This window comes from Curvibacter lanceolatus ATCC 14669, from assembly GCF_000381265.1.
Lineage (GTDB): Bacteria > Pseudomonadota > Gammaproteobacteria > Burkholderiales > Burkholderiaceae_C > Curvibacter > Curvibacter lanceolatus.
On sequence record NZ_KB906253.1, the window covers coordinates 839,620 to 863,954 of the forward strand.

The following is a 24,335-nucleotide window of genomic DNA, read 5'->3' on the forward strand; positions in this document are numbered from 1 at the left end:
AGCACAGCCCGAGCCTTGCTGGCGAGCGGCCACCGCCTCAGAACGGCACGTCGTCGTCGTCGGTGGCCGGTGCGGCCGTCTTGGAGGCCGTCTTCGGGGCAGTCTTGGACGCGGTGGACTCTGCGGGCGCTGTGGGCACCGGGCTTCGCTCAGCCGTCTCACGCTGGGGCTCGCCCAGTTCCTTCTCCAGCGCTTTCTCCACCGCATCGATGCGGGCCTGGCAGATCTTGAAGGCGCTCACCGACTCTTCGACGATCTGCAGCAGGTCGTCGATGTTGGGTTCGCGCTGTTCGCGCAGGGTCTGGGCGTGGCGTTGCAGCACGCCGTAGGATTCCTTGAAGCTGTGTTTCATGGCTTGAGCAGGGTTGCGGCGCGTTGGCCGTCGTGAAATTGAAGCGTCACCTCGACCGCCGGGGTCGAGGCACTGGTGATGGGTTCGCCCGAGTCGGCCCGCACCAGGGCAAAGCCCCGGCCCAAGGTCTTGCCCGGGCCTTGGCCGGCAATCTCGCGCATCAGGCTTTCGCTGCCCTGGCGCGCCTGGGCAATGGCCCGGCGCGCCAGCAAGCTGACATCGCCCAGGCTGCGGCTCAGGTGGTCTTGCTGCTGGCGCAGGTCGGCCCTGGCCTGGCTGCGGATGGCCTCCAGGTCGCTGCCCACCTGCAGGCGGGCGGTGCGCAGCATCTGGCGGGCTTCGGCGCGGATCTCGCCGATCAGGGCGGGGGTTTCGCGCTGGGCCGACTGCAGCTGGGCCCGGGCCAGTTGCTGCACCTCGCCCAGGCGACTTTGTGCGGCATCGGCTGCCTGCCGCACGGTGACAACGGCGTGCAGGCGCACATCGGTCAGGGCCTGGCTGGCGCCGGCCTTGGCCAGCGCGATCTGCCCTAGCGCCCCGGTGTGCACCTGGGCCCGCAGCTGGGTGGCCTGCAGGCGGGCCTGCTCGACACTGCGCCGGGCCTGGGTGGCGATGCTGTCGAACATGGCTCGGGCCTGGTGCGCCCGCTCACGGATCACCTGCTCAATGCCGGCAATCACCTTGGAGGGCGTGTCGAAACGCTGGTGCGCCACCTCGTCGAGCACGGTGTTGTCGCGCTCGTGCCCAATGCCGGTGAACACCGGCACCGGCAGCTCGCACAGGGCGCGCGCCAGCGCGTAGTCGTTCAGCCAGGCCATGTCATTGACGGCCCCGCCGCCGCGGATCAGCACCACGGCATCGGGCAGCCAGGGGTGGTTGACGCGGATCTGTTCCAGCGCAGCCAGCAGCTCCTGGCGGATCTCGGCGGGCGCGCCCTCGCCCTGGAAGCGGCTGTACACATAGATGAAACTGCACAGCCCATGGCGCTCCAGCCGGCTGGCCTCGGCCTGGAAGTCGCCCAGCCCGGCGCCGCCCTCGGGTGCCACCACCAGCACGTGGTTGAAATCCCAGGGCGGGGGCAACTCGCGGTTGAGCTCGAACAGGCCCTCGCGGCGCAGGCGCTCGCGGATCTCGCGCTTGGTGGCCTCCAGATCGCCCAGGGTGTAGTTGGGGTCGATCTCGTCGACCTCCAACGAAAACCCATACTGCGCCTTGAACACGGGCCGGGCCCGCACCAGCAACTTGAGCCCTGCCGCCAGTTCCACCCCTGTGGCCTGCTGAAAAGCCGGCAGGATGCGCTGCGCCACGCTGGACCAGATCACAGCATGGGCCTTGGCCACCGTGTTGCCGCTCAGGTCACGCTCCGACACCTCGAGGTAGACATGGTTGCGCGCCCGCACATCGACCACCTCGACCGTGGTCCACACCCCTTCGCGAAAGGCATCGGACACCGCCACGGCCACGCCGCCCAGCAGACGCGACAGGGAAACGCCCTTGGCATCGGCCGGGGCCAGGGCACCGGCACTGCTACTGAAGGGCTCCGTCAATGCCGTGCCGGCGGCACGGGCCACCGCGCCCGCGCTGGCCACCGGCTCCAGCGCCAGGCCCTGGGGCAGCCAGCGGGCAAAAGGGCCCAGGTCCAGCCCGGCCGGCACCCGCCATTGCCGCCGCGCCGGATCCCAGCGGGCACCCAAGGCCTTGACTTGGTCCTTGTCGGCGTAAGTGGTGACGAGGTAGGTGTCGCTCATGGGCGCAATGGTACGGCCTCCCGGCCGCGCTTCAGGGCTGAACGGCGCGCAAACGCCCTCAGCTCCCCAGGGCTTGGCCAATAGGACCCAGCGCTGAACGGGTCTGGGCTCCAACTGCCGGCCCCACCAGCCCCAGCGGCGCCCCCCACCGCCGCCATTTGGCCCGGGCCGTGGGCTGATAGGATGGTTTGATTGGGCCTGGCGCCCGTGCACCCCCAGGGAGACTGGAACACCATGAAGCTCGGATACACCATCGTCTATGTGCCTGATGTCAAAGCGTCGCTGCAGTTTTTTGCGACGGCCTTCGGCTTTGAGCTGAAGTTCTTGCATGAGTCTGGAACCTATGGCGAATTGGCCACAGGCGAGACCACGCTTGCCTTCGCGGCCCACGAACTGGGCCATGGCAACTTCCCGGGCGGCCATGTGGCGGCCTCTGAGTCCCAAAAACCATTGGGAATGGAACTGGGCCTGGTCACCCCGGATGTCGCAGGCGCACACACCCGGGCACTTCAAGCAGGCGCCTCCGAACTGGCCGCACCCAGTCAAAAGCCCTGGGGCCAGGTGGTGTCGTATGTTCGGGCCCCAGACGGAACCCTGATTGAGTTGTGCTCGCCCATGGGGGCCTAGGCAGCCAAGGCACCGGCTCCACCTCTTTGCTGCACTCCCGTCTGGGTGGGCCGCAGGCAGCACGCAGCCGGTGCGGGCTCAGCCCAGCGCCTGTCACAACCGCCCTGCTCGATCTTCATGCCCCAGCCCATGCCACCCCCTTCAAGGACAGTGTGAAAGAGACCTTCACCCCTGCGGCAGATCGGGCGCAGCGCCGACCTCATCGGGTGGCATCACCATTTGCCATGGCATAGCTACCGCAGCGTCATGCCATTTCGTTCTAGCTGATATCACGCATGCTCACTGGCCTGGGCAGGCTCGAGTGCCGACAATCGAGAGTGCGCGAACAGCGCTCAAACCGACCGTTTAAGCGTCTGTATCTTCCTCCGACAACCGAGACAATCCATGCAACATGCCTTCCGCTCCCCCCAGTCGCTGACCCGCCGTCTGGCCGCCCTGGCCCTTGGCCTGGGTGCCGCCGGTGCCCTGCTGCCGGCCCAGGCCCAGAGCACGGCACCGGCCGTGCAGTTTCCGACCAAGCCGGTGCGCATCATCACGCCCTTCCCGGTGGGCGGCGGCCCGGACGGCGTGGCCCGCCTGGTAGCGGACAAGCTGTCGCGCATGTGGGGCCAACCCGTGGTGGTGGAAAACCGCCCGGGCGGCAACGGCTTCATCGCCATCGATGCCTTCAAGCGTGGCGCCAACGATGGGCATGACCTGATCCAGCTCGACGCCGTGCACATCGCGGCCTACCCGCACCTGTTCAAGAAGCTGCCCTACGACGTGGCCAAGGATTTCGACATCATCCTGCCGCTGTTCAAGACCTACTTCTTTGTGAACGTGGCCACCAACAGCCCCTACAAGGACATGGGTGCCCTGATCGCCGATGCGCGCGCCAACCCCGGCAAGCTCAACTACGGCTCGTGGTCGGTGGGCAACCCGGTGCACCTGGGCTCGGCCCTGCTCGAGAGCATGACCAAGACCGACATGACGCATGTGATCTACAAGGAAACCACCCAGCTCTACACCGGCGTGGCCAATGGCGAGCTGAGCTTTGCGCTGGGCACCAGCGCCACCGCGGGCCCGTTGCAGCGCGCGGGCAAGCTGCGCTTCCTGGCCGTGGCCGCGCCCAAGCGCCTGGCCAACTTCCCGGATGTGCCCACGGTGGCCGAATCCGGCGGCCCCGCCGGTTACGAGGTGACGGGCTGGAACGCCATCGCCGCCCCCAAGGGCGTGTCGCCCGCCGTGGCCGAGAAGATCAAGCGCGATGTGGAAAAGGCCCTGGCTGAAGCCGACGTGAAAGAGAAGTTCGTCTCCTTCGGCTACGAGGCCTTCCCCACCACCCGTGATCAGTTCAAGCAGTTCATGGACGGTGAATCGACCCGCTTTGCCGACGTGATCAAGAAGGCTGGCGCGTCGCTGGATTGACGCTTTGCCGGTGGGCAACGCCACCTGGGTGAAAGCCCGGGCGGCGACCCTGCTTCACAAGTCCCTAAAATAGCGGGCTTATGTTCAACGAAATCCGATCCCTCGATCAGCAGATCGCGCAGCTTCAAGCACAACGCGATGCATTGTTCCGCTCCAAAAGGAAAGAGGCCGTCGAACTGGCCCGCGATCTGGTGCAGCGCTTTCAACTCACCCCGGCCCAGGTGGCGCTCAGTTCGCTGAGCCGAACCCACGCACCGAACAAGCTCAAGCGCCCGGCCACCTTCTACGACCCGAGTCGTGGGCTGTCCTGGGATGGCACCTTGAGCGGCAAGGGCCGCAAACCCAACTGGATCAAGGCCGCCATGGATGACGGCACCATCGAGCACTTCCGCATCCAGGTGCAAAGCGCCAACACCGGCACCGGGGCCTGAGCGCCAGGCCTGCGGTCGATTTCCGGCATGTAAAGAAGCTTCAGCCAAATTGTCAGCCTGTCGATACAAACGATGACAAAGAGCTTTTTCAACCCTGACCAAGGATCACCATGTCCAGCATTTCTTCCGTAGGTTCCAACAACCCCTACCAGGCCCAGACGCCGGTGGCCAAAACCGGTGGCGTGGATGCGGATGGCGACAACGACGGCACCCGTGCTGCCGCGGCGCCTGCCCCTGCCAGCAACAGCCAGCCACAACCCCCCAAGCCCACCGAGACGATGGGCAATTCGGTCAATACCTACGCCTGACCGAGCTGACCTGAGGGTCAGCACGCCATAGGGACACCAGCCTGGCCGAGGCCAGGCTCACAAACCGTGCAGCTCACCCCACTGGGTCATTTTTTGCTCCAGTTCGGCCACGCGGTGCTCCAGTCGGCGCTCGCCGGAGATGTCCATGATGACGCCGTACCAACGCAGCACCTCGCCCTGCTCGTTCAGGTGGGGATAGGCCTGACTGCGCACCCAGCGCCAGCTGTTGTCGGGCCAAAGAATGCGGAATTCGGTCTTGAAAGGTGCCCGGCTGGGCAGATGGGCCAACCACTCCGCATGCACCCGGTCACGGTCTTGCGGGTCCATGCGATCGCACCAACGTTCATAACGCTCTTGTGCCGAGTGCAACGGGGTCCATTCGAACGCAGGCCCCATGTAGTCGACAGCACCGTCCGGCCCGGCAGCCCAGGCGATGTTGGGGCCCAGCTCGATCGAGCGCCTGAAGTGCTCCTCGCTTTGCTGCAATACCCGCTCGGCCGTGACCCGGGCCGTGATGTCGATCACCACCAGCGAGATGCCCAGCCACTCGTCCAGTTCATTGCACACGCGCTGGTGGGCCACCAGAAAGGTCGAGCCGGTGCCCTTGTGAAGGTATTCCGTGGGCGCCAGCTCGGCCCCGGCGCGCACCTGCTCCAGCGCGTCAAGCAAGCTTCCGGAGCCCGGCTGGTTCAGCAATTTCTTCACCGATCGGCCACGCAATTCCATCCGCTCCAGGCCCAGGTACTGGATGACCTTCGGGTTGGCGCTGATGATGCGCATTTCGGTGTCCAGAAAACACAGGCCCACCGGCGCGTCCTTGTAGAGGGTCTCCAGCTGGTGCAAGCGCTGAAAAGGGGACGCATCCAGTGGCGAATCATGGCCACTGTGGCAGCCGTCACGCGCCAGCTGCGCCAGCGCCTGGGCGTGAGGCGCCGGCCGGCCCAGCAGGTAGCCCTGCCCCAGGGTGCAGCCCATGTGCTGCAGCAGCTTGGCCTGGCGATCGGTTTCGATGCCTTCGGCGATCACGTGCACGCCCAGGCTCTGGCCCAGCCCGAGCACCGCGGTGACGATCTTCAGGCTGCCCGAGTCCGACTCCAGATCCCGCACAAAGCTGGCGTCGATCTTGATCTCGTCAAACGGCAGGGACTGCAGGCGCGTCAGGCTGGAGTGCCCCGTGCCAAAATCGTCCAACGACAGAGTGGCTCCCGAGCGCTTGATGGCGTCCACACTGCGGCGAGCCACCTGGCTGTCATGAAACAGGGCGTTCTCGGTGATTTCGATCTGCACCCGCTTCATCGGAAAACCCGCCTCGGTCACCGTCGCCTGGATCTGCTCAGCGAGGTCGGGCAGCAGAAACTGGCTGGGCGCCAGGTTGAACGCCAGGTAGAAGTCGCCAGGCCAGTCGCGGGCCAGCGTGCAAGCCTCGCGGATCAGGTACAGGCTGAGCTCGTGCAGCAGGCCCAAGCCATCGGCCAAGGGGATGAACACCCCGGGGGACACCGTGCCCAGCACCGGCGACGTCCACCGTGCCAGCACTTCGAAGCCGGCAATGCGCCGACTGCGCAAGCGCACCAAAGGTTGAAATGCCGGCCAGACCTCCCCTGCTTGCAGGGCGCCAGCGAGGCACGCCCGGGTCTGATCGATGCTTGCAAGAGTCGTCATGCTTTTGATCACGCAGTGAAGTTGGAAGCGCTGCCCAGAGCAACGCTGGCAGGGCGAACCACCGCCGCTTGTCAGTGTACGGGGGAATCCCCTTGCACTGGCGAGGGATTTCACCGGGCTCCAGGCGCTGCCACCCTGCGTCAAGCTGACTTGACGGCCCCCTGCCGCTGCCCGGCGTGATCGAGCCCGGCAGGGCCGCCGCTGACCTCACAGGCTTTGGCAAGGTGCCGGCTGCCATCATCCCTGGTGCACCACCCCGGACTGCAGCCATCGATCGATCTCGGGATCGGCACATCCGAACTCTTTCAACAGCTCGCGGCTGTGCTGACCGATGCGGGGCGCGGGGCTGCTGGCAATCTCAGAACGCCCATTGAACGTCAGCGGGGAGCCAATACCTCGGCTGCGGCCACCCAGGCCATCTGGCACCTCCACCACCATGCCCACGGCCCGCGATTGCTCGTGCTCCAAAGCCTGACCCGCGGTGTTGAGGGGGCCGGCCGGCACCCCCGCTGCGTCGAAGCGGCTGCACCAGATGGCGGTGTCGTGCTGCGCCAACACCTGGTTGATCAGCATCTCCAGCGCTCGCCTGTTCTGTACCCGCTTTTGCGGATGGTCGAAGCGGGGGTCGGCGCTCCACTCGGGATGCCCCAGCACCTCGCAGATGCTGATCCAGGCCTTGGGGTTGCCGCCCCCGATCACCATGCCGCCATCCCGCGTCTTGAACACCTGGTAGGGCGCAATCAACGAATGCGCCGTGCCAAGACGTGGGGTCTCGCGTCCGCTCGAAAAATAGTTGGCCGCCAGCCAGTAGGTCTGCTGCAACGAAGCCTGCAACAGCGAGGTTTCGACATGCTGGCCCTGACCGGTCTTCAACCGGTGCACATAGGCGGACACGATGGCGAGGGCCGCCAGGATGCCTGCATTGGTATCCGCAATCGAAACACCTGGCTTCACCGGGGGGCCATCGGGCTCGCCGGTGGCACTGATCAGCCCGCTGAAGGCTTGCAGGATCAGATCGAACCCCCCTTTGCTCGCCAACGGCCCTACCCGCCCATACCCCGTGATCGAGCAATAGATCAGACCGGGGTTGAACGGCCGAATGTCCTGGTAGCCCAAGCCCAGGCGCTCCATGACGCCGAGGCGGAAGTTCTCGGTCAGCACATCACACTGACCGGCCAGGCGCTGGATGATGGCTTTGCCCGCTGGCGTGCGGATGTCCACAGCAAGAGAACGCTTGCCCCGATTGATCATGCGAAATGACGGCGGCATGGCACTGTCGCCCGGCTTTTGATACTGCCGGGCATCATCGCCACCCGGAAACTTCTCGATCTTGATCACCTCGGCGCCCAGGTCGGCCAGCATCATGCCGCAGGTGGGGCCGGCCATGATCTGAGCGAGTTCGAGCACACGCACCCCCGCAAGCGGTTGATGGGGCGCGGCCATGGCTTGTTGCTGCTTCATTGGGATGCTTTCATGAATGGGGGACACGGGTGGGCTCACAGGCCCCGGAAAACAGGGGCACGGCGCTCGGCGAATGCCGCCCGCCCTTCGGCAAAATCAGCGCTGGCCAAGGTGCTGGCCTCGCGCTCACGCAACAACTTCAGGTCGGTGTGCCCAGCCGCCAGTTCAAGAAGGGATTGCTTGGTCGCCTGGGCCGCCAAGGGAGCCAGTGCCGCCACCTGATGCACCAGCACCTGCAGATGCCCCTCAAACGCTTCATCAGCCAGCACCCATTGCAGCCCTCCGGCCGCTTGCAATTGGTCGAACCCCAAGGTCTGAGCGGTCAGGAAGGCCCGCTGCGCCAGGGCCGGACCCAGGCGTGCCACATAGCGGCGCAAGCCGCTGGGGTAGTAATGCAGACCGAGGGCAGCCGCTGGCATGCGCCACTCGCACCCGGCCAGTCCCACCCGCAGGTCGCAGGCCAGCACCAGATCGGTGGCGCCGCCAAACACACTGCCATTGACCGCGGCCAGCGTGATGGGGCGCAGATGTTCGAGGGTGTCGGCCACACGCTCGAACAGTTGGGGGTCGTGGGCGGCATTGTCAAAACCGCCCACGTCGTATCCCGCGCAGAACACCGGCCGGGGCTGGCCGTCTGTGATGGATGTGATGACCAGCACCCGCACCGCCGGGTCAGCCTCCACCAAAGCGAAGTGCCGCATCAAGGCGTGCAGATCTTCGGTTTGCAGACGGTTGCGCTGTGCCGGTCGGCATAAGGTGATCGTGGCCACGCCACCTGCCACGATCAGTTCAGGTACGCCTGTGCGGGGGGTCATTCCGCCTCCAGTCCAGCAGCCTTCACCAGGCGCTCACGGCTCTGCAACTCGGACTTCAGGCGCTTGGCCAGTTCCTCGGGCGAGGTGAGCCAGGGCGACAGGCCATTTTTCTCCAGCAAATCAACCACCGACGGCTGAGCCAGCACCTTGTTGATCTCGCTGCCCAGGCGCGCCACCACTGGCGTGGGCAGGCCTGCAGGTCCGAACACGGCAAACCAAGAGCTGACCTCGTAGCCAGGCAGGGTCTCGCTGATCGCCGGAACCTGTGGCAAGCCTTTGACCCGCGCCGCCTCGACCACCCCCAGGGCTCGCACCTTGCCACTGTCCAGGTAGGGGCGCGCGGTGGACAGGCTGGCAAATAAGACCTGCAACTGGCCCCCCAGCAGATCGGTCATGGCGGGCGAGCCCCCCTTGTAAGCCACATGAACCATGTCGATGCCTGCGGCCTCATTGAGCAACTGGCCCGCCAGGTGATGGGCCGAACCGGGCCCGGAACTGCCGAAACTCAGCTTGCCCGGATGGCTTTTGGCGTACTGCACCAGTTCAGCCACCGTTCTGGCAGGAAACGAGGGGTGAACGAGCAACACGATGTGGTTGGTGGCTACAGCAGCCACCGGCGTGAAGCTCTTGACCGGGTCGTACGGAAATCGCTTGCTCAGGAACACATTCGTGGCTTGCGAGGCGTCGGTGCCCAGCAGCAAGGTGTAGCCATCCGGGGCCGCCTTGGCCACGTTGTCCGCCCCCAGCGTGCCGCCGGCACCGGCCCGGTTGTCCACGATGATGGCTTGCCCCAGAAGCAGGCCCAGTCGGTCCGCCAGAATGCGCCCCAACAGGTCGCCAGCAGCCCCGGCCGCGTACGGCACCACCAGGCGCAGGGGGCGCTCGGGATAGCCGGCGGCCTTCGCCGGCAGGCCGCCCAGCAAACCGATGGCGCCGGCGCCAAGCTGCGCCAGATGGCGCCTTCTCGAGGCAGGTGAAGGAAAGGTCATTTTGTCTCCATGTGGTAGTCGCCTCAGAGGCGGCTTTTGAACGTGGCGCCAGCTTAGGGTGGGGCCCTCGCCAGCGCGCAGTCCATCATGGATGTGATCAAATATCACGGATATGAACAATCTCGCACCCCAGGTCAAGTCGGCACAACGGGTCCTCGAACTGCTGGAGTTCTTTGCAGAAGAACGGCGCCCCTGTTCTGTAGGCGAGATTTCGCGCTCGCTGGGCTACCCCCAATCGAGCACCTCCGTGCTGCTCAAAAGTCTGGCCCTGGCCGGTTATCTGGACCATGACACCCGCTCGGGCCTGTACATCCCCAATGTGCGCGTCGCGTTGATCACGGCCTGGATCCACGACCGGCTCTACAGCGAGCAACACCTGCTGCACTTGATGGAACAGGTGCTGACCAAGACCGGCCACACCGTGATGATCGGGTGCCGAAAAGACATTCACGTGCGCTATCTGCACGTGTTGCAGTCCACCCGCGAGGGCCGATTCACCGCACGGATCGGCGCTCTGCGCCCCCTGTTCCACAGTGCGGCGGGGAAGATGCTGCTCAGCGGTCTACCCCAGCGAGAGGTGTCTCTGCTGCTGCGCAAGGCCAATGCGCAGGCCGGCAGCGCGGAGGAACTGCGGGAGCTGCCGGCCGTCCTGCAAGAGTTGGAGACCGTCCGGCAGCAGGGGTATGCGCTGTCTCAGGGCACCTCCATGCCGGGCGCCGCGGCGCTGGCCATCTTTCTGCCCACCGGGCAGGAGCGCGAGCCGCTCACGCTCAGCGTCGGCGGCCCGATGGCCGAGATCCAGGCCGCCTGCACCGATTTGCTGCAGATCCTGAGAGAGGCCGTCCAACCTTTCGCAAGTGCCGTCAGAGCCTGAGCGTGAAGCAAAGGGCCAAGCACTCCTTGCACAAGAGATGCTGCAACTTGAACAGATGGACCTTTTCCAGCGACTGATCCGATGCCGTCTCACGCCAAGCTGACGGTGCAGCCCGCCTGCTGCAAGGCCAGCAGGGCCGGGTGCCGCGCGGCGCGCCGGTTGGTGATCAGGGTGTGGATTTGATCGGGCGTGCAAAACGACAGGCGCGACTGCACGCCGATCTTGCTGTCATCGGCCAACAGCACGCTGCGGTGCGCCTGGCGCACCATGGCGCGGGCCAGTTCGGCCTCGGCCGGCTCGAAGCTGCTGGCCCCCAGGGTGGCTTCGATGCCGACCGGTGAGAGCATGGCCCAATCGGGGCGCCAGCGCATCAGTTCGGCCACGGTGCTGTCGCCATAGGTGGCGGCCAGGCCGGGCCGGGGTCGCCCGCCCAGCAGATGCACCTGGTGGCGCGGCGCGCCCTCGTGGCCTGGGCCCGCCAGCTTGAGGGCGACATCGAAAGAATTGGTGATGATGGTCAGACCCTGCAGCGAGGCCAACTCCTCGGCCAGCATCGACACCGTGCTGCCCGCATCGATGAACAGCGACTGGCCCGGCTGCAGCAGGCGGGCTGCGGCCTGCACCACAGCGCGCTTTTGCAAGGTGTTGGTCTGCAGGCGCTGCTGCAGCGGCGCCTCGGACTCAGGGCCGCCGATCTTGACGCCGCCGTGCACGCGCCGCAGCCGGCCCGTGGTCTGCAGCACCAGCACATCGCGCCGCACCGTCTCGCGCGACACCCCCAGGTCATTGGCAATGCGCTCGGTGCTCACATGGCCGCTGCCGGCCAGCAGGGCGAGGATGCGCTGGTGACGTTTTTCTTGAAGCATGGGCTCGATCATGCCGCAGCTGGCCCCATGGGGCCAGGCCGCGGCAAGCACACCGTTGGGTGCTCAGAACTTGATGGCAAGCTGATCGGACACCGCCGTGCCATACATGGCCGGGTCGCTGATCAGGTGTTCACCCGTTTCAAGCCGGCCGGCAAAGCGGCGGGTGTAGCCGGCCAGGGCCGGTACGCTGACACTGAAGTCGTACCAGTTGCCGCTGGCCTTGAGCGCCCACGCCATCACCGCCTCGCCCCCCGGGCTCACGCTGGCGGTCTGGGCCGTGGCGTCGAAATAGGCATTGGCCTTCACGCTGAAGGTGCAACTGGCACTGCCGGTGTTGTGCAGCTTGAGCAGCAGATCCCCGTTGGCCACGTCGTAGCAGACCTGGATCTCGGGATTGGGCTGGGCACTGGCGTTCAGGGCCTTGGCGTTGCCACTGAAGTGGCGGTGAAAGCCCGCCGGCCCCAGCACCCACAGATCGTACAGACCGTTGTCCGCCGCCACCGACCACACACCACTGAGTTGCTTGCCTGCCTCGACGGTGTAGCGGCGCGGGATGGCGTCCAGGTGCAGGCGGTCATAGACATGGAAGACAGCGGCCGCCTTGCCGGTGTTGGCCAGGATCAGGCTGACCTGCTGGCTCGCGGGCGCGCACACCGCGCTCACGTGCAGCTCATAGGGCAGCGCGCGCGATGGCCGGGTGCCCTTGGCCTGCACCGGCATGGCCGGTGCGTTCGGTGGCAGCGGCGTGGTGCGGCCTGGCAGCGCCCGGGCCCGGTCGGCCAGCGCCTGGGTGGCGGGCAGGCTCTTGTAGAAGGCGGTGTTGTCCGGGTCGGCAAAGTTGAAGGCGCTGGTCAGGTCCCCGCACACGGCACGACGCCAGGGCGAGATGTTGCTCTCGATGACGCCGAAACGCTGCTCGATGAACTGCAACACCGAGGTGTGGTCGAACACCTGCGAGTTGACCCAGCCGCCCTTGCTCCAGGGCGAGATCACGTACATGGGCACGCGCGGCCCCAGGCCATAGGGGCGATGCAGCAAGGCCTGCTCGGCGGCCGAGTTGTGGTAGCTCACCAGGTGCTCGTGGTACTCGGCCGTGGCGTCAGCCGTGCTGGCGCCCGCAAACTGGGCCTTTGACGCATCGGCGTTGTAGCTGGCATAGGACGGCGGGGCCGGTGGCGGCACGTGGTCGAAAAAGCCGTCGTTCTCATCGAAGTTCAGGAACAGAACGGTCTTGCTCCAGACATCGGGGTTGGCGGTCAGGGCGTCCAGCACCTTGGCCGTGTAGTCCGCGCCTTGCGCCGGGCTGGACGGGCCCGGGTGCTCGGAGCCCTCGGCGGTGGCCACAATGAAGCTGACCTGGGGCAGCTTGCCGGCCAGCACATCCTCCTTGAGCTTGTCGAGGTCGCGCGTGCTCACGCCGCGCTGGCGCAGCGCCTCGGAGTAGCCAGGGCGCTGGTAATAGGCATCGCGGAAGCTGTGGAAACCGGCCAGGCAGTTGTCGGTGAAGTTGTCCTCCATGTTCTCGTACACCTGCCAGCTCACGCCGGCGGCCTGCAGCCGCTCGGGGTAGGTGGTCCAGGTGTAGCCGCCGTCATTGCCAGGGTTGGCGTCAAACCAGTCGTAATCGTTGTAGGTGGCGGGGCCATTGCCCTTGGCCAGACCGTCGTTGGTGCCGGTCCAGGCAAACAGGCGGTTGGTGTTGGTGCCGGTCTGCGAGCTGCAGTGGTAGGCATCGCAGATCGTGAAGGCATTCGCCAGCGCGTACTGGAAGGGCATGTCCTCTTGCGTGAAATAGCCCATCGAGTGGTTGGCCTTGTACTTGGTCCAGTAGCTCATGCGGCCCTGATCCCAGGCCCCCTGGGCATCGCTCCACGAATGCGGCGTGCCTTGCACGCGCATGACCTCGAAGTTCTGCACCGTGTTGAGACGGAACGGTGCAATCACCGAGGGCGTGACGCCGGCTGTGGCATTGGGCTGCGACCACACGGTTTTGCCTTGCACGCCATTGGCCGTGGGCACGGGCACGGCAAAGGGATCGGCAAAGCCGCGCACGCCGTTGAGGCTGCCGAAGTAGTGATCGAACGAGCGGTTCTCCTGCATCAGCAGCACGATGTGCTCGACGTCCTTGAGGGTGCCGGTCTTGTTGTTGGCCTGGATGGCCAGCGCCTTCTGGATGGCGGGCGGGAACATGCTCAGCGCCAGGGTCGAGCCGGTGGCGGTGCCGGCAGAGCGCAAAAAGTTGCGACGGTTGAGTGTCATGGCAGGTCGGTGTTTCGGTGATGGGTTGCTGAAAAGCCCGGGCGGCGGTGCCGGCTCAGGGCGCGCAATGCAGGACGCGGGTGTTGCCGGCCGAGCCGCAGTTGTTGCTGCCGCCACCGCCACAGCCGACCAGCGCCAGGCCCAGGCTCAGGGTCACGCCCAGGGCGAGACCTCGCCACAGCGGCTTGGTGGGCTTGTTCAGGCGCTGCGGGGCGCGGATGTTGGGTGCAGCGGCGCAGCACTGCAAAGAGGTGTTGGTCATCTTGAATATCCCGGAGACAGGTGGGTTGAACGGGGCTTGCGCAGCCCCTGGGCCGCCAAGTCGTTTGTTAACACTCTGTTAATGCTATGTGCATAACATTGCGTTTGTGTGACTTTGTGGATTTACACAAAACAAGCGCAGGAAACTCTTTGAGCTCAGAGGGGGGCGCCCCAACAGCACAGCAGGCAGCAGCAGGAAGCGTCGCTGAGAGGCGCAGCGGCCACGGAGCCCATCTATTTCGACCCGGGGGGTTCAATGGGTGCCGAGCATGAAGATGAGGCGCGAAGGGCTTCAACGCCGGGCGAAGCTGGCGGGGCGTGAATCTGCGCCCGGCAAGCTTGGCATGGAGACCCTTGGCAGCGGAACGCCGGGCCAAGGTGCCCACGCCAGGCCATGGGCGTGGGGGAGGGTTTCAAATCGCCCGAGGTGCGGTAGGACCTGAGGCACATGCAGCGCCGGGGCACCGCCCGGGCGCCCCAGGCGGCACAAAACCGGGAGCGGTCTTGCAGCCGTTCACGACTCTGCCGTGAACCCCGACTGCCGGATCAACTGCCGCCATTGCTGGGCATCGGCCTGCAACATCTGCTGCAACACCGCCGGGGTGGAGCCCTTGATCTCCAGGCCGTAAGCCCGCCCGGCCTCCACCACATCGGGCAACGCCAAGGCCTGCCCGATGGCTTCAGCGGCCCGGCGCTGCACGTCGGCAGAAGCCTTGCCAGGCAGAAAGAAGCCATACCACTCACGCACATTGAGCGGATACCCCAGCTCGCGCAAGGTGGGCACCTGGGGCAGAAACACGGACCGGGCCGGGGCCGCCACGGCCAGCACGCGCAATTTGCCCACCTTCTGGTACTGCAGGTAGTCGCCAATCGGGCCCCAGAAAGCACTGATCTGTCCGCCCAGCAGATCCTGCACCCCAGGCACCGTGCCGCGGTAGGCGATGTGGCGCAGGTCGGTATGGGTCAACTGGTTCAGCAGGATGCCGACCAGGTGCGGCATTGAGCCCGCGCCCGGGCTGCCGAAGTTGGCCCCTTCGGGGTGGGTGGCGACCCAAGCCAGGAAGTCTTTCAGCGTGGTGACCGAATCAGGCACCCCGGGGCCCACGGCCAGGCCATGGTCCATGTGAGCGGCCAGCGACACAGCGCTGACGTCGTCGAGCGTGTAGCGCAGGCGTGGGTAGGTGTAGGGGTAGATCGAAAGCATGGACGACGGTGTGATCAGCAGGCTGCTGCCATCGGCCGGGCTGTCCTTGAGGGCCATCACGCCGATCTGGCCCGCCGCGCCGGGCCGGTTGTCCACCAGCACGGCGCCGGCGTAGGCACCGCGCAGCTTGTCGGCCACCCGGCGCGCGATCACATCGAGCGTGCCGCCCGGGGGAAAGCCCGAAATGATCTTGGCCACCGGCAAGTTGGGCTCGGCGGCCCGGGCGGCCCCCGCCCAGGCGCCGGCCGCCAGGGTCGTGCCGATGAGGTTGAAGTGGCGTCTTGTCAGCATGGTGTGTCTCCGTTTGAGGGGTCTTGTCGTGTCCATTTGTGCAAAAATTATACGAACGTACAAATTGCATTCCAAGCACCCGAACCTAGTGGTTTGTACGAGTGTTCAATTTATTTATACGATCGTACAAACACACCATGACAACGAAGAAATCCACCTCAACCCCATCCCGCGCCAAGGCACGCAGTGCCGCGGCAGGCGGCGAGGCCAGCCTGGCACCCAACCGGCAGCAGAACATCCTGCAAGCCGCCGAGCGTCTGTTTGCCGCGCGCGGCTTTCACGGCGTATCGATCCGTGACATTGCGGACGAGGCTGGCGTGCCGCTGGCCCTGGTGGGCTACTACTACGGCCCCAAGCTCTCGCTGTACCACGCGATCTTCCGCGAGCGGGCGGGCTACATCGGCGAACGCCTGCAGGCCCTGGCCGAGGCCTGCCAGAGCGAGCCCGCCGCAGACCGGCTGGACGCCATCGTGGCCGCCTTTGTGCTACCCACCCTGCGGGTGGCGGCTCAAACCGAGGGGCGCCACTTCCTGCGCATGCTGGCGCGCGGCATGAGCGACCACCTGGAAGAAGACGAGCCCATCATCCGCGAGCTGTTCGACCCCCTGGCCCATGCCTTCATCGATGCCCTGGCCCAAGCCCTGCCCCAGGCCACGCGAGGCCAGGCCGCCTGGTGCTACCAGTTTGCCCTGGGGGCCCTGCTGCACCACGTGACTGACCAGCGCATCGAACGCCTGTCGCGCGGTGAGAACCAGCCTGGCGACCATGAACAGGCCGGCCCGCTGCTGGTGCGCTTCATCGCCAACGGCATGCGCGGCGCCTGCGCCGCCCCCACCCACTGAACCGGAGCACCGCCCCCATGCCGCGCCACATCATCGACATCTCCATGCCGCTGTGCAACGACGTTGCCACCGACCCCCCAGGCCTGGAACCCCACATCCGCTACATCGACCACCGCAGCAGCGTGCCCGACCTGGCCCGCTTCTTCCCGGGCCTGCAAACCCAGGACCTGCCCGACGGCGAGGCCTGGGCAGTGGAAGAGGTTCAGCTCAACACCCACAACGGCACCCACCTGGATGCCCCCTGGCACTTTGCCTCGACCATGGACGGCGGCCAGCGTGCCATCACCATCGACGAGGTCGACCTTCAATGGTGTTTTCAGCCCGGGGTGAAGCTCGACTTCAGGCATCTGCCTGACGGGCATGTGGTGCAGGCCGCCGAGGTCGAGGCCGAGCTGGCCCGCATCGGCCACACACTCAAGCCATTGGAGATCGTCGTGGTCAACACCCGGGCGAGTGCCGCCTATGGCTCGCCCCACTACACCCGATCGGGCTGTGGCATGGGCCGAGAAGCCACGCTGTACCTGCTGGAACGCGGCGTGCGCCTGACCGGCACCGATGCCTGGAGCTGGGACGCCCCGTTTGCACACACCGCCCAGCGCTATGCCGACGACCAGGACGCATCCCGCATCTGGGAAGGGCACAAGGTCGGGCGCGACATCGGCTACTGCCACCTCGAGAAACTGCACAACCTCGAGGCCCTGCCGCCCCACGGGTTTCACATCAGTTGCTTTCCGGTCAAGGTCAAAGGGGCTTCCGCGGGCTGGACCCGCGCCGTGGCCCTTCTGGACCAGACCGACACCCCTGCCCCGGGCCCATAAGCCGATGTTGAGCTGACACGTCGGGCGCAGCCCTGCCTGCGCCCTCGACAGTGTCCGCCCCCCAGTTCCCGCCACACCGGACCAGCCCGCCAGGGCCGGCCCGCGGGCACACCTGCGCCCTGCGCATCCAAGCAACCAGAAGGAGACAACATGACAAATTCAAAGCCCATGACCCTGAAACGCCTGCACCCGGCCTCCGGCTGGGCCGCACTGGCAGCCCTGACCCTGGCCGCCCCGGCCCAGGCCCAACCCGCCCCTCAGCCCGGTGTGCAACTGTTCGGCCTGCTCGATGCCGCTGCCGGGCGCTTCACCAGCCCCTCCGGTGTCAATGCCAAGGAACAGGCCGTGAGCAAGGTCAGCAGCGGGGGGCTGTCCACCAGCTTCTGGGGCATCCGGGGGCAGGAGGACCTGGGCGGCGGCACCACAGCCTTGTTTGAGCTGTCTTCGTTCATGCGCAACGAATCGGGGGCCGCCGGGCGCAGCGATGCCTTGCCAGCCCCGGTGAACGTGGCGGCCGACCCGTATTTCTCGCGCGCCGCCTGGGTGGACCTGAGCCACCCCGACTGGGGCCGTGTGCGGGTGGGCAACATCACCAGCCTGCTGTTCCTGAACGCCATCAGCAGCAATGCACTCGGCGACAGCACCACCTTCTCGCCCCTGAACCTGCTGACCTTCATCGGCTCGCCGCTGTCGGGCGGCACGGCCTGGGCCAACTCGGTGGTGTATGACAGCCCGGTGCGTGCCGGCCTGACGGGTTCGGTGGCCTATGCCGCCTCGCAGAACCAGGGTGGCCCCAACGCTGCAGCGCGCCTGGCCTACAACGCCGGGGCGTTCAACACCTCGCTGGCCTGGCAAAGCGTGAACCGCAACCCGCAGACCTTTGCCGACGGCACCTCGGCCAACGACACCCGCGCCTGGCAATGGGCCGCCAGCTACGACTTCAACCCGCTCAAGCTCTACGGCCACCTGGGGCAGATCCAGAACCGGGGCACGGCCAGTGCGCCCCAGTCGGTGCATTACCGGGTGTGGGATGTGAGCCTGGGCCTGCCCATGGGCACGGGCCAGTGGCTGGCGGCCTACGGGGTGCGCAACACGGGCGACACGGTGGCCCCCGTACCGGCCACGGTGGCCGGCGGCAACGTCTCGCGCAAGCTGCTCACCGTGGGGTACGACCACTTTCTGTCGCGCCGCACCGAGGTCTACGTGCTGTTGTCTCGGGACCAGACCGAAACCCGCACCCTGCCCGCGCCGCCGACGCTGATCCAGGCCAGCGGCACCAGCTTTGCCGTGGGCATCCGACACCGGTTCTGAAAGCAGACCCTGCCATCCGCCCCTCCGAAAAGGACCTTCTCATGCTGTTGAACGAAACCCACGACCCCGGCCTGCAAAGCTGGGTCGCCTCGGCCCACAAGGCCGACACCGACTTTCCGATCCAGAACCTGCCCTATGGCGTCTTCCGGCGCCAGCATGGCGCCGAGGCCTGGCGGGGCGGCGTGGCCATTGGCGATGCGATTCTGGACCTGGCCGCCCTGGCGGCCCTGCCTGACCACGAGCGCCCCCTCGACTCGGGCGCCGCCCAGGCCCTGCAGGCGGCCAGCCTGCCCCGCCTCAACGCCTTGATGGCGCTGGGCCCGGCGGCCTGGCGGGCGCTGCGCCTGGCCTTGTCGCGGGGCTTGCGGGTCGGTGCGCCCCAGGCAGCGGCCTGGCGGGCCTGCCTGGTGCCACAGGCCGAGGCCGAGTACCAGCTGCCCGTCGAGGTGGGCAACTACACCGACTTTTTCACCTCGGCCCACCATGCGCTGAACGCGGGGCGGGTGTTCCAGCCGGGGCGCGAGCTGCTGCCCCAGTTCAAGTGGCTCCCGATCGGCTACCACGGCAGGGCCTCCACGGTGGCCATCAGCAACACCCCTTTGCAACGGCCCGCCGGCCAGATCATGCTGCCCGGGCAGATCCGGCCGGTCTATGCACCCACCCGGCAGCTCGACTTCGAGCTGGAGCTGGGGGTGTTGGTGGGCCCAGGCAATGCCCTGGGCCAGACCCTCGACCTGCCCCAGGCCGAGCAACAGCTGTTCGGCCTGTGCCTGCTCAACGACTGGTCTGCACGCGATATCCAGGCCTGGGAGGCGGTGCCGCTGGGCCCCTTCATGGCCAAGAACTTTCTGAGCACCGTTTCACCCTGGGTGGTCACGTTCGAGGCACTGGCCCCCTTCAGGGTGCCGCTGCCGCGCAGTGCTGATGATCCGCCCCCACTGCCCTACCTGGACCACCCGGTGCAGACCACGCAGGGCGCCATCGACATCGAGCTGGAGGCGCTGCTGCTGCCGGCCGGCCAGGCCTCAGCGCTGCGGCTGTGCCAGACCAATTACCGGCACGCCTACTGGTCGGCGGCCCAGATGTTGACCCAGCACAGCAGCAATGGCTGCCGCCTGCAGGCCGGCGACCTGCTGGGCACTGGCACCTTGTCGGGGCCGGAGCCTGAGCAGGCGGCCTGCCTGCTGGAGCTGACACAGGGTGGGCGCCAGGCCCTGACGCTGCCGGGGCCCACCCAGCGCCACTGGCTCGAAGACGGCGACACCGTGGTGCTGCGTGGATGGTGCCAGCGCGAAGGTGTGGCCCGCATCGGCTTTGGCGAATGCCGGGGCCAGGTCGTGCCACACGCCCCCACCCAAGGCCCTGAGGCCGCCCTCAATTCGGCTTGATCAGAAACTTCTCGCCCGTGGCACGCTGGGCGTAGCGGCGCACCTGCTCAGGCGCCAAGGCCTGGGTCAGGCTCAGCTCGCCCGCGTAGTGGCTGCGGAAGGTGCTGCGCAGTTCACGCGCCACGCGTTGCTTCAGGGCGTCGGCACCGGCGGGGCCGATCTTGTTCAGGAAGGGGAACAGCAGCCAGCCCCCCATGCCCCAGGCCATGCCGAAATTGCGGCGGAAGGTGGTGGGCGAGGTGTCCAGCCCGCCGTAAAGGTACACCTGCTTGTGCACGGGCGAGCCGTAGCGGCTGTATTCGCTCGCGTTGCGGTTCAGCGCCACCTCCATGGCCGACAGGATCTGGCCGGCCAGGGTGCCGCCGCCGGTGGCATCAAAGGCCAGGGTGGCGCCGGTCTGCACCAGGGCCTCGGTCAGGTCGTGGCTGAAGCTGTCGGCACTGCTGTCGCACACATGCACCGCGCCCTGCCCGCGCAGCAACGCCGCCTGGGCCGGCGAGCGCACGATGTTGACCAGGCCGATGCCGTCTTGCAGGCAGATGCGGTTCAGCATCTGGCCCAGGTTGGAGGCCGCGGCCGTGTGCACCAGGGCGGTGTGGCCCTCGCGCCGCATCGTCTCGACCATGCCCAGCGCGGTGAGCGGGTTGACAAAGCACGACGCGCCTTCGGCCGCAGTGGCGTCGTCGGGCAGCAGCAGGCACTGGCTCAGGGGCACGCAGCGGTACTGGGCGTACATGGCGCCGCCAATGGCTGCCACCTTTTTGCCCAGCAGGGCCTGGGCCGCGGCCGAGTCGCCTGCGGCCACCACCGTGCCCGCGCCCTCATTGCCCACCGCCAGCGATTGCCCCACCCGCGCCGCCATGGCCGGCATGGCCGCCGCAGGCAACTGGGCCTTGAGCACCGGGCGCTCGGGGCTGCCGGCGGCCTGCACTGTGCTGAGGTCGGCCGGGCCCAGCAGCAGGCCTTGGTCCGAGGGGTTGAGGGGCGTGGCCTCGATGCGGATCAGCACCTCGTGCTCGCCGGGCACGGGCAGGGGCTCGTCCACCAGCGAAATCTCAAGCTCGCCGCTGGCATGGATCAGAGAACGCAGTTGCAGGGCGGTGGCTGGCAGGGGGTGGTTCATCGGTGTCTCCGGGTGGATTTCGGTATTCGGGGCTCGGGTTTCAGGGTTCGAGCTTGCCTCAGGGTGCGTCTTTGACGGCATCCTGGGCTGGCATGCCGGGATGGTGGTGCATGCCGTGGTGCAACGCATGCCCTGCCATGCCTTCCACGGCATCGTCGCCATGATCGTCCAGTTGGGCCCGGAACCACCGGTGCAGCGCATCAACCAGCGCCGGGTCGTGGCTGCTGTAGCGCAGCGCTGCGCCATCGGGCACATCGTGGTAGGTGATCTGCAGCCGCCCGCGGGGGGCGTTGCGCAGGCTGGCCAGGCCGGGCATGTCGGGCCCGTGCAGCTGGGCCGGGCCGGAGAAATCACCCGCCAGAAACTGCTCGCGCAGGACCGCCAGGTGCAATCGGATGAGGGCCTGCTGCACTCGGTCGCCGCTTTGACGCACCAGCACCTGCTGCTCGCCGCCGCTGGGGGTGGCGGTGAAGATGTGGCGGGTGGCGGCCAGGTCAAAAGGCATCACCTGCGGGCCGCGCCGGGCCACCTCGGCCTGGCGGCTGGAAGGTGTGGGCGGGGTGGCCGCCGTGGCCACGCCTGTGGCGCCCAGCAACCCGACCGCGAACAGGCCACCTACCGCCCACCGGGGGCAACAGAACATGCGCATGAACTTCTCCGAAGTTGACAGGCGCCCATCCTAATCGCCCCGGGTGGGGGGTGCCGGGCCATGCTGCGGCATGGCCTGCCGCTTACGACTCAGGCCAGCGTGTAAGCCGTCTTGACGGTGGTGTAGAACTCTTGCGCGTAGCGGCCCTGCTCACGCGGGCCATAGCTGCTGCCCTTGCGGCCGCCAAAGGGCACGTGGTAATCCACCCCGGCGGTGGGCAGGTTGACCATCACCATGCCGGCCTGGGCGTGGCGCTTGAAGTGGGTGGCGTGCTTCAGGCTTTGCGTGGCAATGCCGGCCGACAGACCGAACTCGGTGTTGTTGGCCACAGCCAGGGCCTCTTCGTAGTTCTTCACGCGGATCACGCTGGCCACGGGGCCGAACACTTCTTCGCGGTTGATGCGCTGCTCGGGCGTGCTGTCGGTGATCAGGGCCGGGGCCATGAAGAAGCCCTCGGCGCCGCTGCCGGTGTGGCAGGCCACGCGCTGGCCGCCGGCCTGCACGGTGGCGCCTTGCGAGCGGGCGATCTCGACATAGCTCAGGTCCTGCTCCAGCTGGGCCTGCGAGACCACGGGGCCGATGTCGGTGCCGGCCGTCAGGGCGTCACCGATCTTCAGGCCGGCCAGGCGGGCCTTCACGCCTTCGACAAAAGCGTCGTGGATGCCTTCGGTCACGATCAGGCGGCTGCTGGCGGTGCAACGCTGGCCGGTCGAGAAGAAGGCGCTTTGCACACTCAGTTCAACAGCCTGCTGCAGGTTGGCGTCATCCAGAATCACCTGCGGGTTCTTGCCGCCCATCTCCAGTTGGACCTTCTTGTGGCCCTGCACGCAGGCCTCGGCAATGCGCCGGCCCACGCCCACCGAGCCGGTGAAGCTGATGGCGGCAATGCCGGGGTGCTTGACCAGCGCATCGCCGATCACGCTGCCACGCCCCATCACCAGGTTGAACACCCCGGCCGGAATGCCGCTGCGGCTGATGATCTCGGCCAGCGCCCAGGCGCTGCCCGGCACCAGGTCGGCGGGTTTGAGCACCACGCAGTTGCCGAAGGCCAGGGCCGGCGCGATCTTCCAGGCCGGGATGGCGATGGGGAAGTTCCAGGGCGTGATCAGCCCCACCACACCGATGGGCTCACGGGTCACTTCCACGCCGATACCGGGGCGCACCGAGGGGATGGCTTCGCCCGCCAGGCGCAGGCATTCGCCCGCAAAGAACTTGAAGATCTGGCCGGCGCGGGTGGCTTCGCCAATGCCTTCGGCGCGGGTCTTGCCCTCTTCGCGCGACAGCAGCGTGCCCAGCTCTTCGCGGCGCGCCAGGATCTCGCTGCCGATCTTGTCCAGCGCATCGCTGCGCGCCTGGATGCCCCCCGTGGACCAGGCCGGGAAAGCGGTCTCGGCCGCGCGCACGGCCAGGTCCAGTTGAGCCGCATCGCCCTGGGCGTATTCACCGATCACATCGGCCAGGTTGCTGGGGTTGAGGTTGGGGGCCAGGGTGTTGCCGGCCAGCCATTCGCCGTTGATGAAGTTCAGGTGCGGAGTGCTCATGGTGTGTGGAACAGAGGTTGGTGAAATGGAAACGACGGCCTGAGCCGTCGGGGTGTTGCAAGAGCTGACGCTCGGGCTCAATCTGCAGTGATCTTTCGGTCTTCGATCACTTTTTTCCAGCGGGCAAATTCCTTGGCCTGGCTGGCGGTGAACTGCTCAGGGGTGTTGGCCACCACCTCCAGGCCGATCTCATTGAGGCGGGTCTTGATCTGCGGGTCTTTCAATGCGAACTGCAAGGCCTCGACCAGCCGCTTCTTGACGTCGGCGGGCAGGCCCTTGGGGGCGGCCACACCCTGCCACGACAGCACGTCGGCATCTTTCACGCCGCTTTCGCTGAGCGTGGGCACATCGGGCAGCACGGCGGCACGCTTGTCGTCGGCCACGGCCAGCACACGCAGCTTGCCGGCCTTGATGTGCTGGATCACGTTGTTCACGTTCTGGAACGAGGCATCCACATTGCCACCCAACAAATCGCTGATGGCCGGGCCACCGCCCTTGTAGGGCACGTGCAGCCCGCTGGTGCCGGTCTGCTGCCAGAACAGCACGGCGCTCAGGTGGTCCGACGAGCCATTGCCCGACGAGGCAAAGGTCACGCTGTCGGGCTTCTTGCGCTGGGCGGCGATCACATCGGCCACGCTCTTGAAGGGCGACTGCGGTGGCACCACCAGCACATTGGGCGACTGGGCGGCCACGGTCAGGTAGTCAAAATCCTTGGTGGCGTCGTAGCCGATGCCCTTGATCAGGTGCGGCACGATCACAAAGGGGCCCAGCGAAGACACCAGCACGGTGTAGCCATCGGCCGGGGCCCGCTTCACAAAGGTGGCGCCGATGCTGCCGGTGGCACCGGCCTTGTTGTCGATGATCACCGTCTGGCCGAGCTTTTCGCCCATCTTGGTGGCCAGCAGACGGGCCACCATGTCGGTGGTGCCCCCCGGCGGGAAGGGCACCACCAGAGTGACGGTCTTGTCAGGGTAGGCGGCCCAGGCGCTGGACACGGGCGCCAAGCCGGCTGCCAGGCTCAGCCCCAGGGCCAGGCCGAGTGCGCAGCCTTTGGCCAGCAGGCCTCGGCGGCGGGAAGGGGTGGAATTCACATTGCTCATTCTTTTGT

23 protein-coding genes are annotated in these 24,335 nt (G+C 66.8%); 9 read left to right on the forward strand and 14 right to left on the reverse strand.

Going from position 1 to position 24,335, the window contains the following annotated elements; genetic code table 11:
- Positions 1 to 37: 37 nt before the first annotated feature.
- Together xseB and xseA are read right to left on the reverse strand one after the other, a co-directional pair.
- Complete coding sequence (xseB, locus tag F624_RS0104075) at positions 38 to 352, reverse strand: exodeoxyribonuclease VII small subunit (RefSeq protein ID WP_019572990.1); 315 nt, start codon at positions 350 to 352, stop codon at positions 38 to 40.
- Positions 349 to 2,100, reverse strand: coding sequence for an exodeoxyribonuclease VII large subunit (xseA, locus tag F624_RS0104080; protein ID WP_019572991.1), 1,752 nt, complete (start codon positions 2,098 to 2,100; stop codon positions 349 to 351). Before xseA ends, xseB begins: the two co-directional genes overlap by 4 nt.
- A 234-nt stretch (positions 2,101 to 2,334) precedes the next feature.
- On the opposite strand from xseA, the gene F624_RS0104085 reads away from it, so the two are divergent.
- The 4 genes from F624_RS0104085 to F624_RS0104100 all read left to right on the forward strand — a co-directional run bounded on the left by F624_RS0104085 (position 2,335) and on the right by F624_RS0104100 (position 4,873).
- Positions 2,335 to 2,727 carry a VOC family protein gene (locus F624_RS0104085; RefSeq protein WP_031254016.1) on the forward strand — a complete coding sequence of 131 codons (393 nt, stop codon included), beginning with the start codon at positions 2,335 to 2,337 and terminating at the stop codon, positions 2,725 to 2,727.
- 384 nt (positions 2,728 to 3,111) lie between these two features.
- A complete protein-coding gene (locus F624_RS0104090; protein WP_019572993.1) occupies positions 3,112 to 4,134 on the forward strand; it encodes a Bug family tripartite tricarboxylate transporter substrate binding protein in 1,023 nt (340 codons plus the stop codon).
- A gap of 80 nt (positions 4,135 to 4,214) precedes the next feature.
- Positions 4,215 to 4,565, forward strand: a complete 351-nt coding sequence (locus F624_RS0104095) for an H-NS histone family protein (RefSeq protein WP_019572994.1) — start codon at positions 4,215 to 4,217, stop codon at positions 4,563 to 4,565.
- Between the two features lie 110 nt (positions 4,566 to 4,675).
- Positions 4,676 to 4,873 (forward strand): hypothetical protein, encoded by a 198-nt coding sequence (locus tag F624_RS0104100; RefSeq protein WP_019572995.1) that lies wholly within the window; start codon positions 4,676 to 4,678, stop codon positions 4,871 to 4,873.
- Between the two features lie 57 nt (positions 4,874 to 4,930).
- Here F624_RS0104100 and F624_RS0104105 read toward each other — a convergent pair whose 3' ends face one another.
- The 4 genes from F624_RS0104105 to F624_RS0104120 form a co-directional block, all read right to left on the reverse strand.
- Positions 4,931 to 6,535 carry a sensor domain-containing phosphodiesterase gene (locus tag F624_RS0104105; protein ID WP_043425217.1) on the reverse strand — a complete coding sequence of 535 codons (1,605 nt, stop codon included), beginning with the start codon at positions 6,533 to 6,535 and terminating at the stop codon, positions 4,931 to 4,933.
- A gap of 237 nt (positions 6,536 to 6,772) precedes the next feature.
- Entirely contained in the window at positions 6,773 to 7,996 is a 1,224-nt protein-coding gene (locus tag F624_RS0104110) for a CaiB/BaiF CoA transferase family protein (protein ID WP_019572997.1), read from the reverse strand.
- A gap of 35 nt (positions 7,997 to 8,031) precedes the next feature.
- Complete coding sequence (locus tag F624_RS0104115; protein WP_019572998.1) at positions 8,032 to 8,811, reverse strand: enoyl-CoA hydratase/isomerase family protein; 780 nt, start codon at positions 8,809 to 8,811, stop codon at positions 8,032 to 8,034.
- Positions 8,808 to 9,800, reverse strand: coding sequence for a Bug family tripartite tricarboxylate transporter substrate binding protein (locus tag F624_RS0104120; RefSeq protein WP_019572999.1), 993 nt, complete (start codon positions 9,798 to 9,800; stop codon positions 8,808 to 8,810). The genes F624_RS0104115 and F624_RS0104120 overlap by 4 nt, the downstream gene beginning before the upstream one ends.
- Before the next feature lie 112 nt (positions 9,801 to 9,912).
- Here F624_RS0104120 and F624_RS0104125 point away from each other — a divergent pair, with 112 nt between their 5' ends.
- Entirely contained in the window at positions 9,913 to 10,674 is a 762-nt protein-coding gene (locus F624_RS0104125; RefSeq protein WP_019573000.1) for an IclR family transcriptional regulator, read from the forward strand.
- Positions 10,675 to 10,763: 89 nt separating this feature from the next.
- Here F624_RS0104125 and F624_RS0104130 read toward each other — a convergent pair whose 3' ends face one another.
- From F624_RS0104130 to F624_RS0104145, 4 genes are all read right to left on the reverse strand, one after another.
- A complete protein-coding gene (locus tag F624_RS0104130; RefSeq protein WP_031254018.1) occupies positions 10,764 to 11,540 on the reverse strand; it encodes a DeoR/GlpR family DNA-binding transcription regulator in 777 nt (258 codons plus the stop codon).
- 63 nt (positions 11,541 to 11,603) lie between these two features.
- Positions 11,604 to 13,799 carry a phosphocholine-specific phospholipase C gene (locus F624_RS0104135; protein ID WP_019573002.1) on the reverse strand — a complete coding sequence of 732 codons (2,196 nt, stop codon included), beginning with the start codon at positions 13,797 to 13,799 and terminating at the stop codon, positions 11,604 to 11,606.
- A 55-nt stretch (positions 13,800 to 13,854) separates the two neighbouring features.
- The gene (locus tag F624_RS0104140) at positions 13,855 to 14,061 is read right to left on the reverse strand and encodes a hypothetical protein (RefSeq protein WP_019573003.1); all 207 of its coding nucleotides are present in this window, start codon (positions 14,059 to 14,061) and stop codon (positions 13,855 to 13,857) included.
- Between the two features lie 513 nt (positions 14,062 to 14,574).
- Positions 14,575 to 15,555 carry a tripartite tricarboxylate transporter substrate-binding protein gene (locus F624_RS0104145; protein WP_019573004.1) on the reverse strand — a complete coding sequence of 327 codons (981 nt, stop codon included), beginning with the start codon at positions 15,553 to 15,555 and terminating at the stop codon, positions 14,575 to 14,577.
- A gap of 137 nt (positions 15,556 to 15,692) precedes the next feature.
- Here F624_RS0104145 and F624_RS0104150 point away from each other — a divergent pair, with 137 nt between their 5' ends.
- The 4 genes from F624_RS0104150 to fahA all read left to right on the forward strand — a co-directional run bounded on the left by F624_RS0104150 (position 15,693) and on the right by fahA (position 19,914).
- The gene (locus F624_RS0104150; protein ID WP_019573005.1) at positions 15,693 to 16,397 is read left to right on the forward strand and encodes a TetR/AcrR family transcriptional regulator; all 705 of its coding nucleotides are present in this window, start codon (positions 15,693 to 15,695) and stop codon (positions 16,395 to 16,397) included.
- A 17-nt stretch (positions 16,398 to 16,414) separates the two neighbouring features.
- Positions 16,415 to 17,215 (forward strand): cyclase family protein, encoded by an 801-nt coding sequence (locus F624_RS0104155; RefSeq protein ID WP_019573006.1) that lies wholly within the window; start codon positions 16,415 to 16,417, stop codon positions 17,213 to 17,215.
- Positions 17,216 to 17,365: 150 nt separating this feature from the next.
- A complete protein-coding gene (locus F624_RS0104160; protein WP_157443293.1) occupies positions 17,366 to 18,526 on the forward strand; it encodes a porin in 1,161 nt (386 codons plus the stop codon).
- A 41-nt stretch (positions 18,527 to 18,567) separates the two neighbouring features.
- Positions 18,568 to 19,914, forward strand: coding sequence for a fumarylacetoacetase (gene fahA / locus F624_RS0104165; RefSeq protein ID WP_019573008.1), 1,347 nt, complete (start codon positions 18,568 to 18,570; stop codon positions 19,912 to 19,914).
- Here fahA and F624_RS0104170 read toward each other — a convergent pair.
- The 4 genes from F624_RS0104170 to F624_RS0104185 all read right to left on the reverse strand — a co-directional run bounded on the left by F624_RS0104170 (position 19,901) and on the right by F624_RS0104185 (position 24,327).
- Positions 19,901 to 21,037: a zinc-binding dehydrogenase gene (locus F624_RS0104170; protein WP_019573009.1), complete on the reverse strand. Its 1,137-nt coding sequence runs from the start codon at positions 21,035 to 21,037 to the stop codon at positions 19,901 to 19,903. The two genes, fahA and F624_RS0104170, sit on opposite strands and share 14 nt — an antisense overlap.
- Positions 21,038 to 21,095: 58 nt before the next feature.
- Positions 21,096 to 21,686, reverse strand: coding sequence for an aspartate carbamoyltransferase (locus F624_RS0104175; protein WP_245573549.1), 591 nt, complete (start codon positions 21,684 to 21,686; stop codon positions 21,096 to 21,098).
- 89 nt (positions 21,687 to 21,775) lie between these two features.
- A complete protein-coding gene (locus F624_RS0104180) occupies positions 21,776 to 23,227 on the reverse strand; it encodes an aldehyde dehydrogenase family protein (protein WP_019573011.1) in 1,452 nt (483 codons plus the stop codon).
- Between the two features lie 77 nt (positions 23,228 to 23,304).
- Positions 23,305 to 24,327 carry a Bug family tripartite tricarboxylate transporter substrate binding protein gene (locus F624_RS0104185; RefSeq protein WP_019573012.1) on the reverse strand — a complete coding sequence of 341 codons (1,023 nt, stop codon included), beginning with the start codon at positions 24,325 to 24,327 and terminating at the stop codon, positions 23,305 to 23,307.
- Positions 24,328 to 24,335 lie beyond the last annotated feature (8 nt).

Coding starts and splice junctions, on each gene's coding strand:
- xseB (WP_019572990.1), bottom strand. CDS start 352: ATGAAACACAGCTTCAAGGAATCCTACGGCGTGCTGCAACGCCACGCC.
- xseA (WP_019572991.1), bottom strand. CDS start 2,100: ATGAGCGACACCTACCTCGTCACCACTTACGCCGACAAGGACCAAGTC.
- F624_RS0104085 (WP_031254016.1), top strand. CDS start 2,335: ATGAAGCTCGGATACACCATCGTCTATGTGCCTGATGTCAAAGCGTCG.
- F624_RS0104090 (WP_019572993.1), top strand. CDS start 3,112: ATGCAACATGCCTTCCGCTCCCCCCAGTCGCTGACCCGCCGTCTGGCC.
- F624_RS0104095 (WP_019572994.1), top strand. CDS start 4,215: ATGTTCAACGAAATCCGATCCCTCGATCAGCAGATCGCGCAGCTTCAA.
- F624_RS0104100 (WP_019572995.1), top strand. CDS start 4,676: ATGTCCAGCATTTCTTCCGTAGGTTCCAACAACCCCTACCAGGCCCAG.
- F624_RS0104105 (WP_043425217.1), bottom strand. CDS start 6,535: ATGACGACTCTTGCAAGCATCGATCAGACCCGGGCGTGCCTCGCTGGC.
- F624_RS0104110 (WP_019572997.1), bottom strand. CDS start 7,996: ATGAAGCAGCAACAAGCCATGGCCGCGCCCCATCAACCGCTTGCGGGG.
- F624_RS0104115 (WP_019572998.1), bottom strand. CDS start 8,811: ATGACCCCCCGCACAGGCGTACCTGAACTGATCGTGGCAGGTGGCGTG.
- F624_RS0104120 (WP_019572999.1), bottom strand. CDS start 9,800: ATGACCTTTCCTTCACCTGCCTCGAGAAGGCGCCATCTGGCGCAGCTT.
- F624_RS0104125 (WP_019573000.1), top strand. CDS start 9,913: ATGAACAATCTCGCACCCCAGGTCAAGTCGGCACAACGGGTCCTCGAA.
- F624_RS0104130 (WP_031254018.1), bottom strand. CDS start 11,540: ATGCTTCAAGAAAAACGTCACCAGCGCATCCTCGCCCTGCTGGCCGGC.
- F624_RS0104135 (WP_019573002.1), bottom strand. CDS start 13,799: ATGACACTCAACCGTCGCAACTTTTTGCGCTCTGCCGGCACCGCCACC.
- F624_RS0104140 (WP_019573003.1), bottom strand. CDS start 14,061: ATGACCAACACCTCTTTGCAGTGCTGCGCCGCTGCACCCAACATCCGC.
- F624_RS0104145 (WP_019573004.1), bottom strand. CDS start 15,555: ATGCTGACAAGACGCCACTTCAACCTCATCGGCACGACCCTGGCGGCC.
- F624_RS0104150 (WP_019573005.1), top strand. CDS start 15,693: ATGACAACGAAGAAATCCACCTCAACCCCATCCCGCGCCAAGGCACGC.
- F624_RS0104155 (WP_019573006.1), top strand. CDS start 16,415: ATGCCGCGCCACATCATCGACATCTCCATGCCGCTGTGCAACGACGTT.
- F624_RS0104160 (WP_157443293.1), top strand. CDS start 17,366: ATGACAAATTCAAAGCCCATGACCCTGAAACGCCTGCACCCGGCCTCC.
- fahA (WP_019573008.1), top strand. CDS start 18,568: ATGCTGTTGAACGAAACCCACGACCCCGGCCTGCAAAGCTGGGTCGCC.
- F624_RS0104170 (WP_019573009.1), bottom strand. CDS start 21,037: ATGAACCACCCCCTGCCAGCCACCGCCCTGCAACTGCGTTCTCTGATC.
- F624_RS0104175 (WP_245573549.1), bottom strand. CDS start 21,686: ATGCGCATGTTCTGTTGCCCCCGGTGGGCGGTAGGTGGCCTGTTCGCG.
- F624_RS0104180 (WP_019573011.1), bottom strand. CDS start 23,227: ATGAGCACTCCGCACCTGAACTTCATCAACGGCGAATGGCTGGCCGGC.
- F624_RS0104185 (WP_019573012.1), bottom strand. CDS start 24,327: ATGAGCAATGTGAATTCCACCCCTTCCCGCCGCCGAGGCCTGCTGGCC.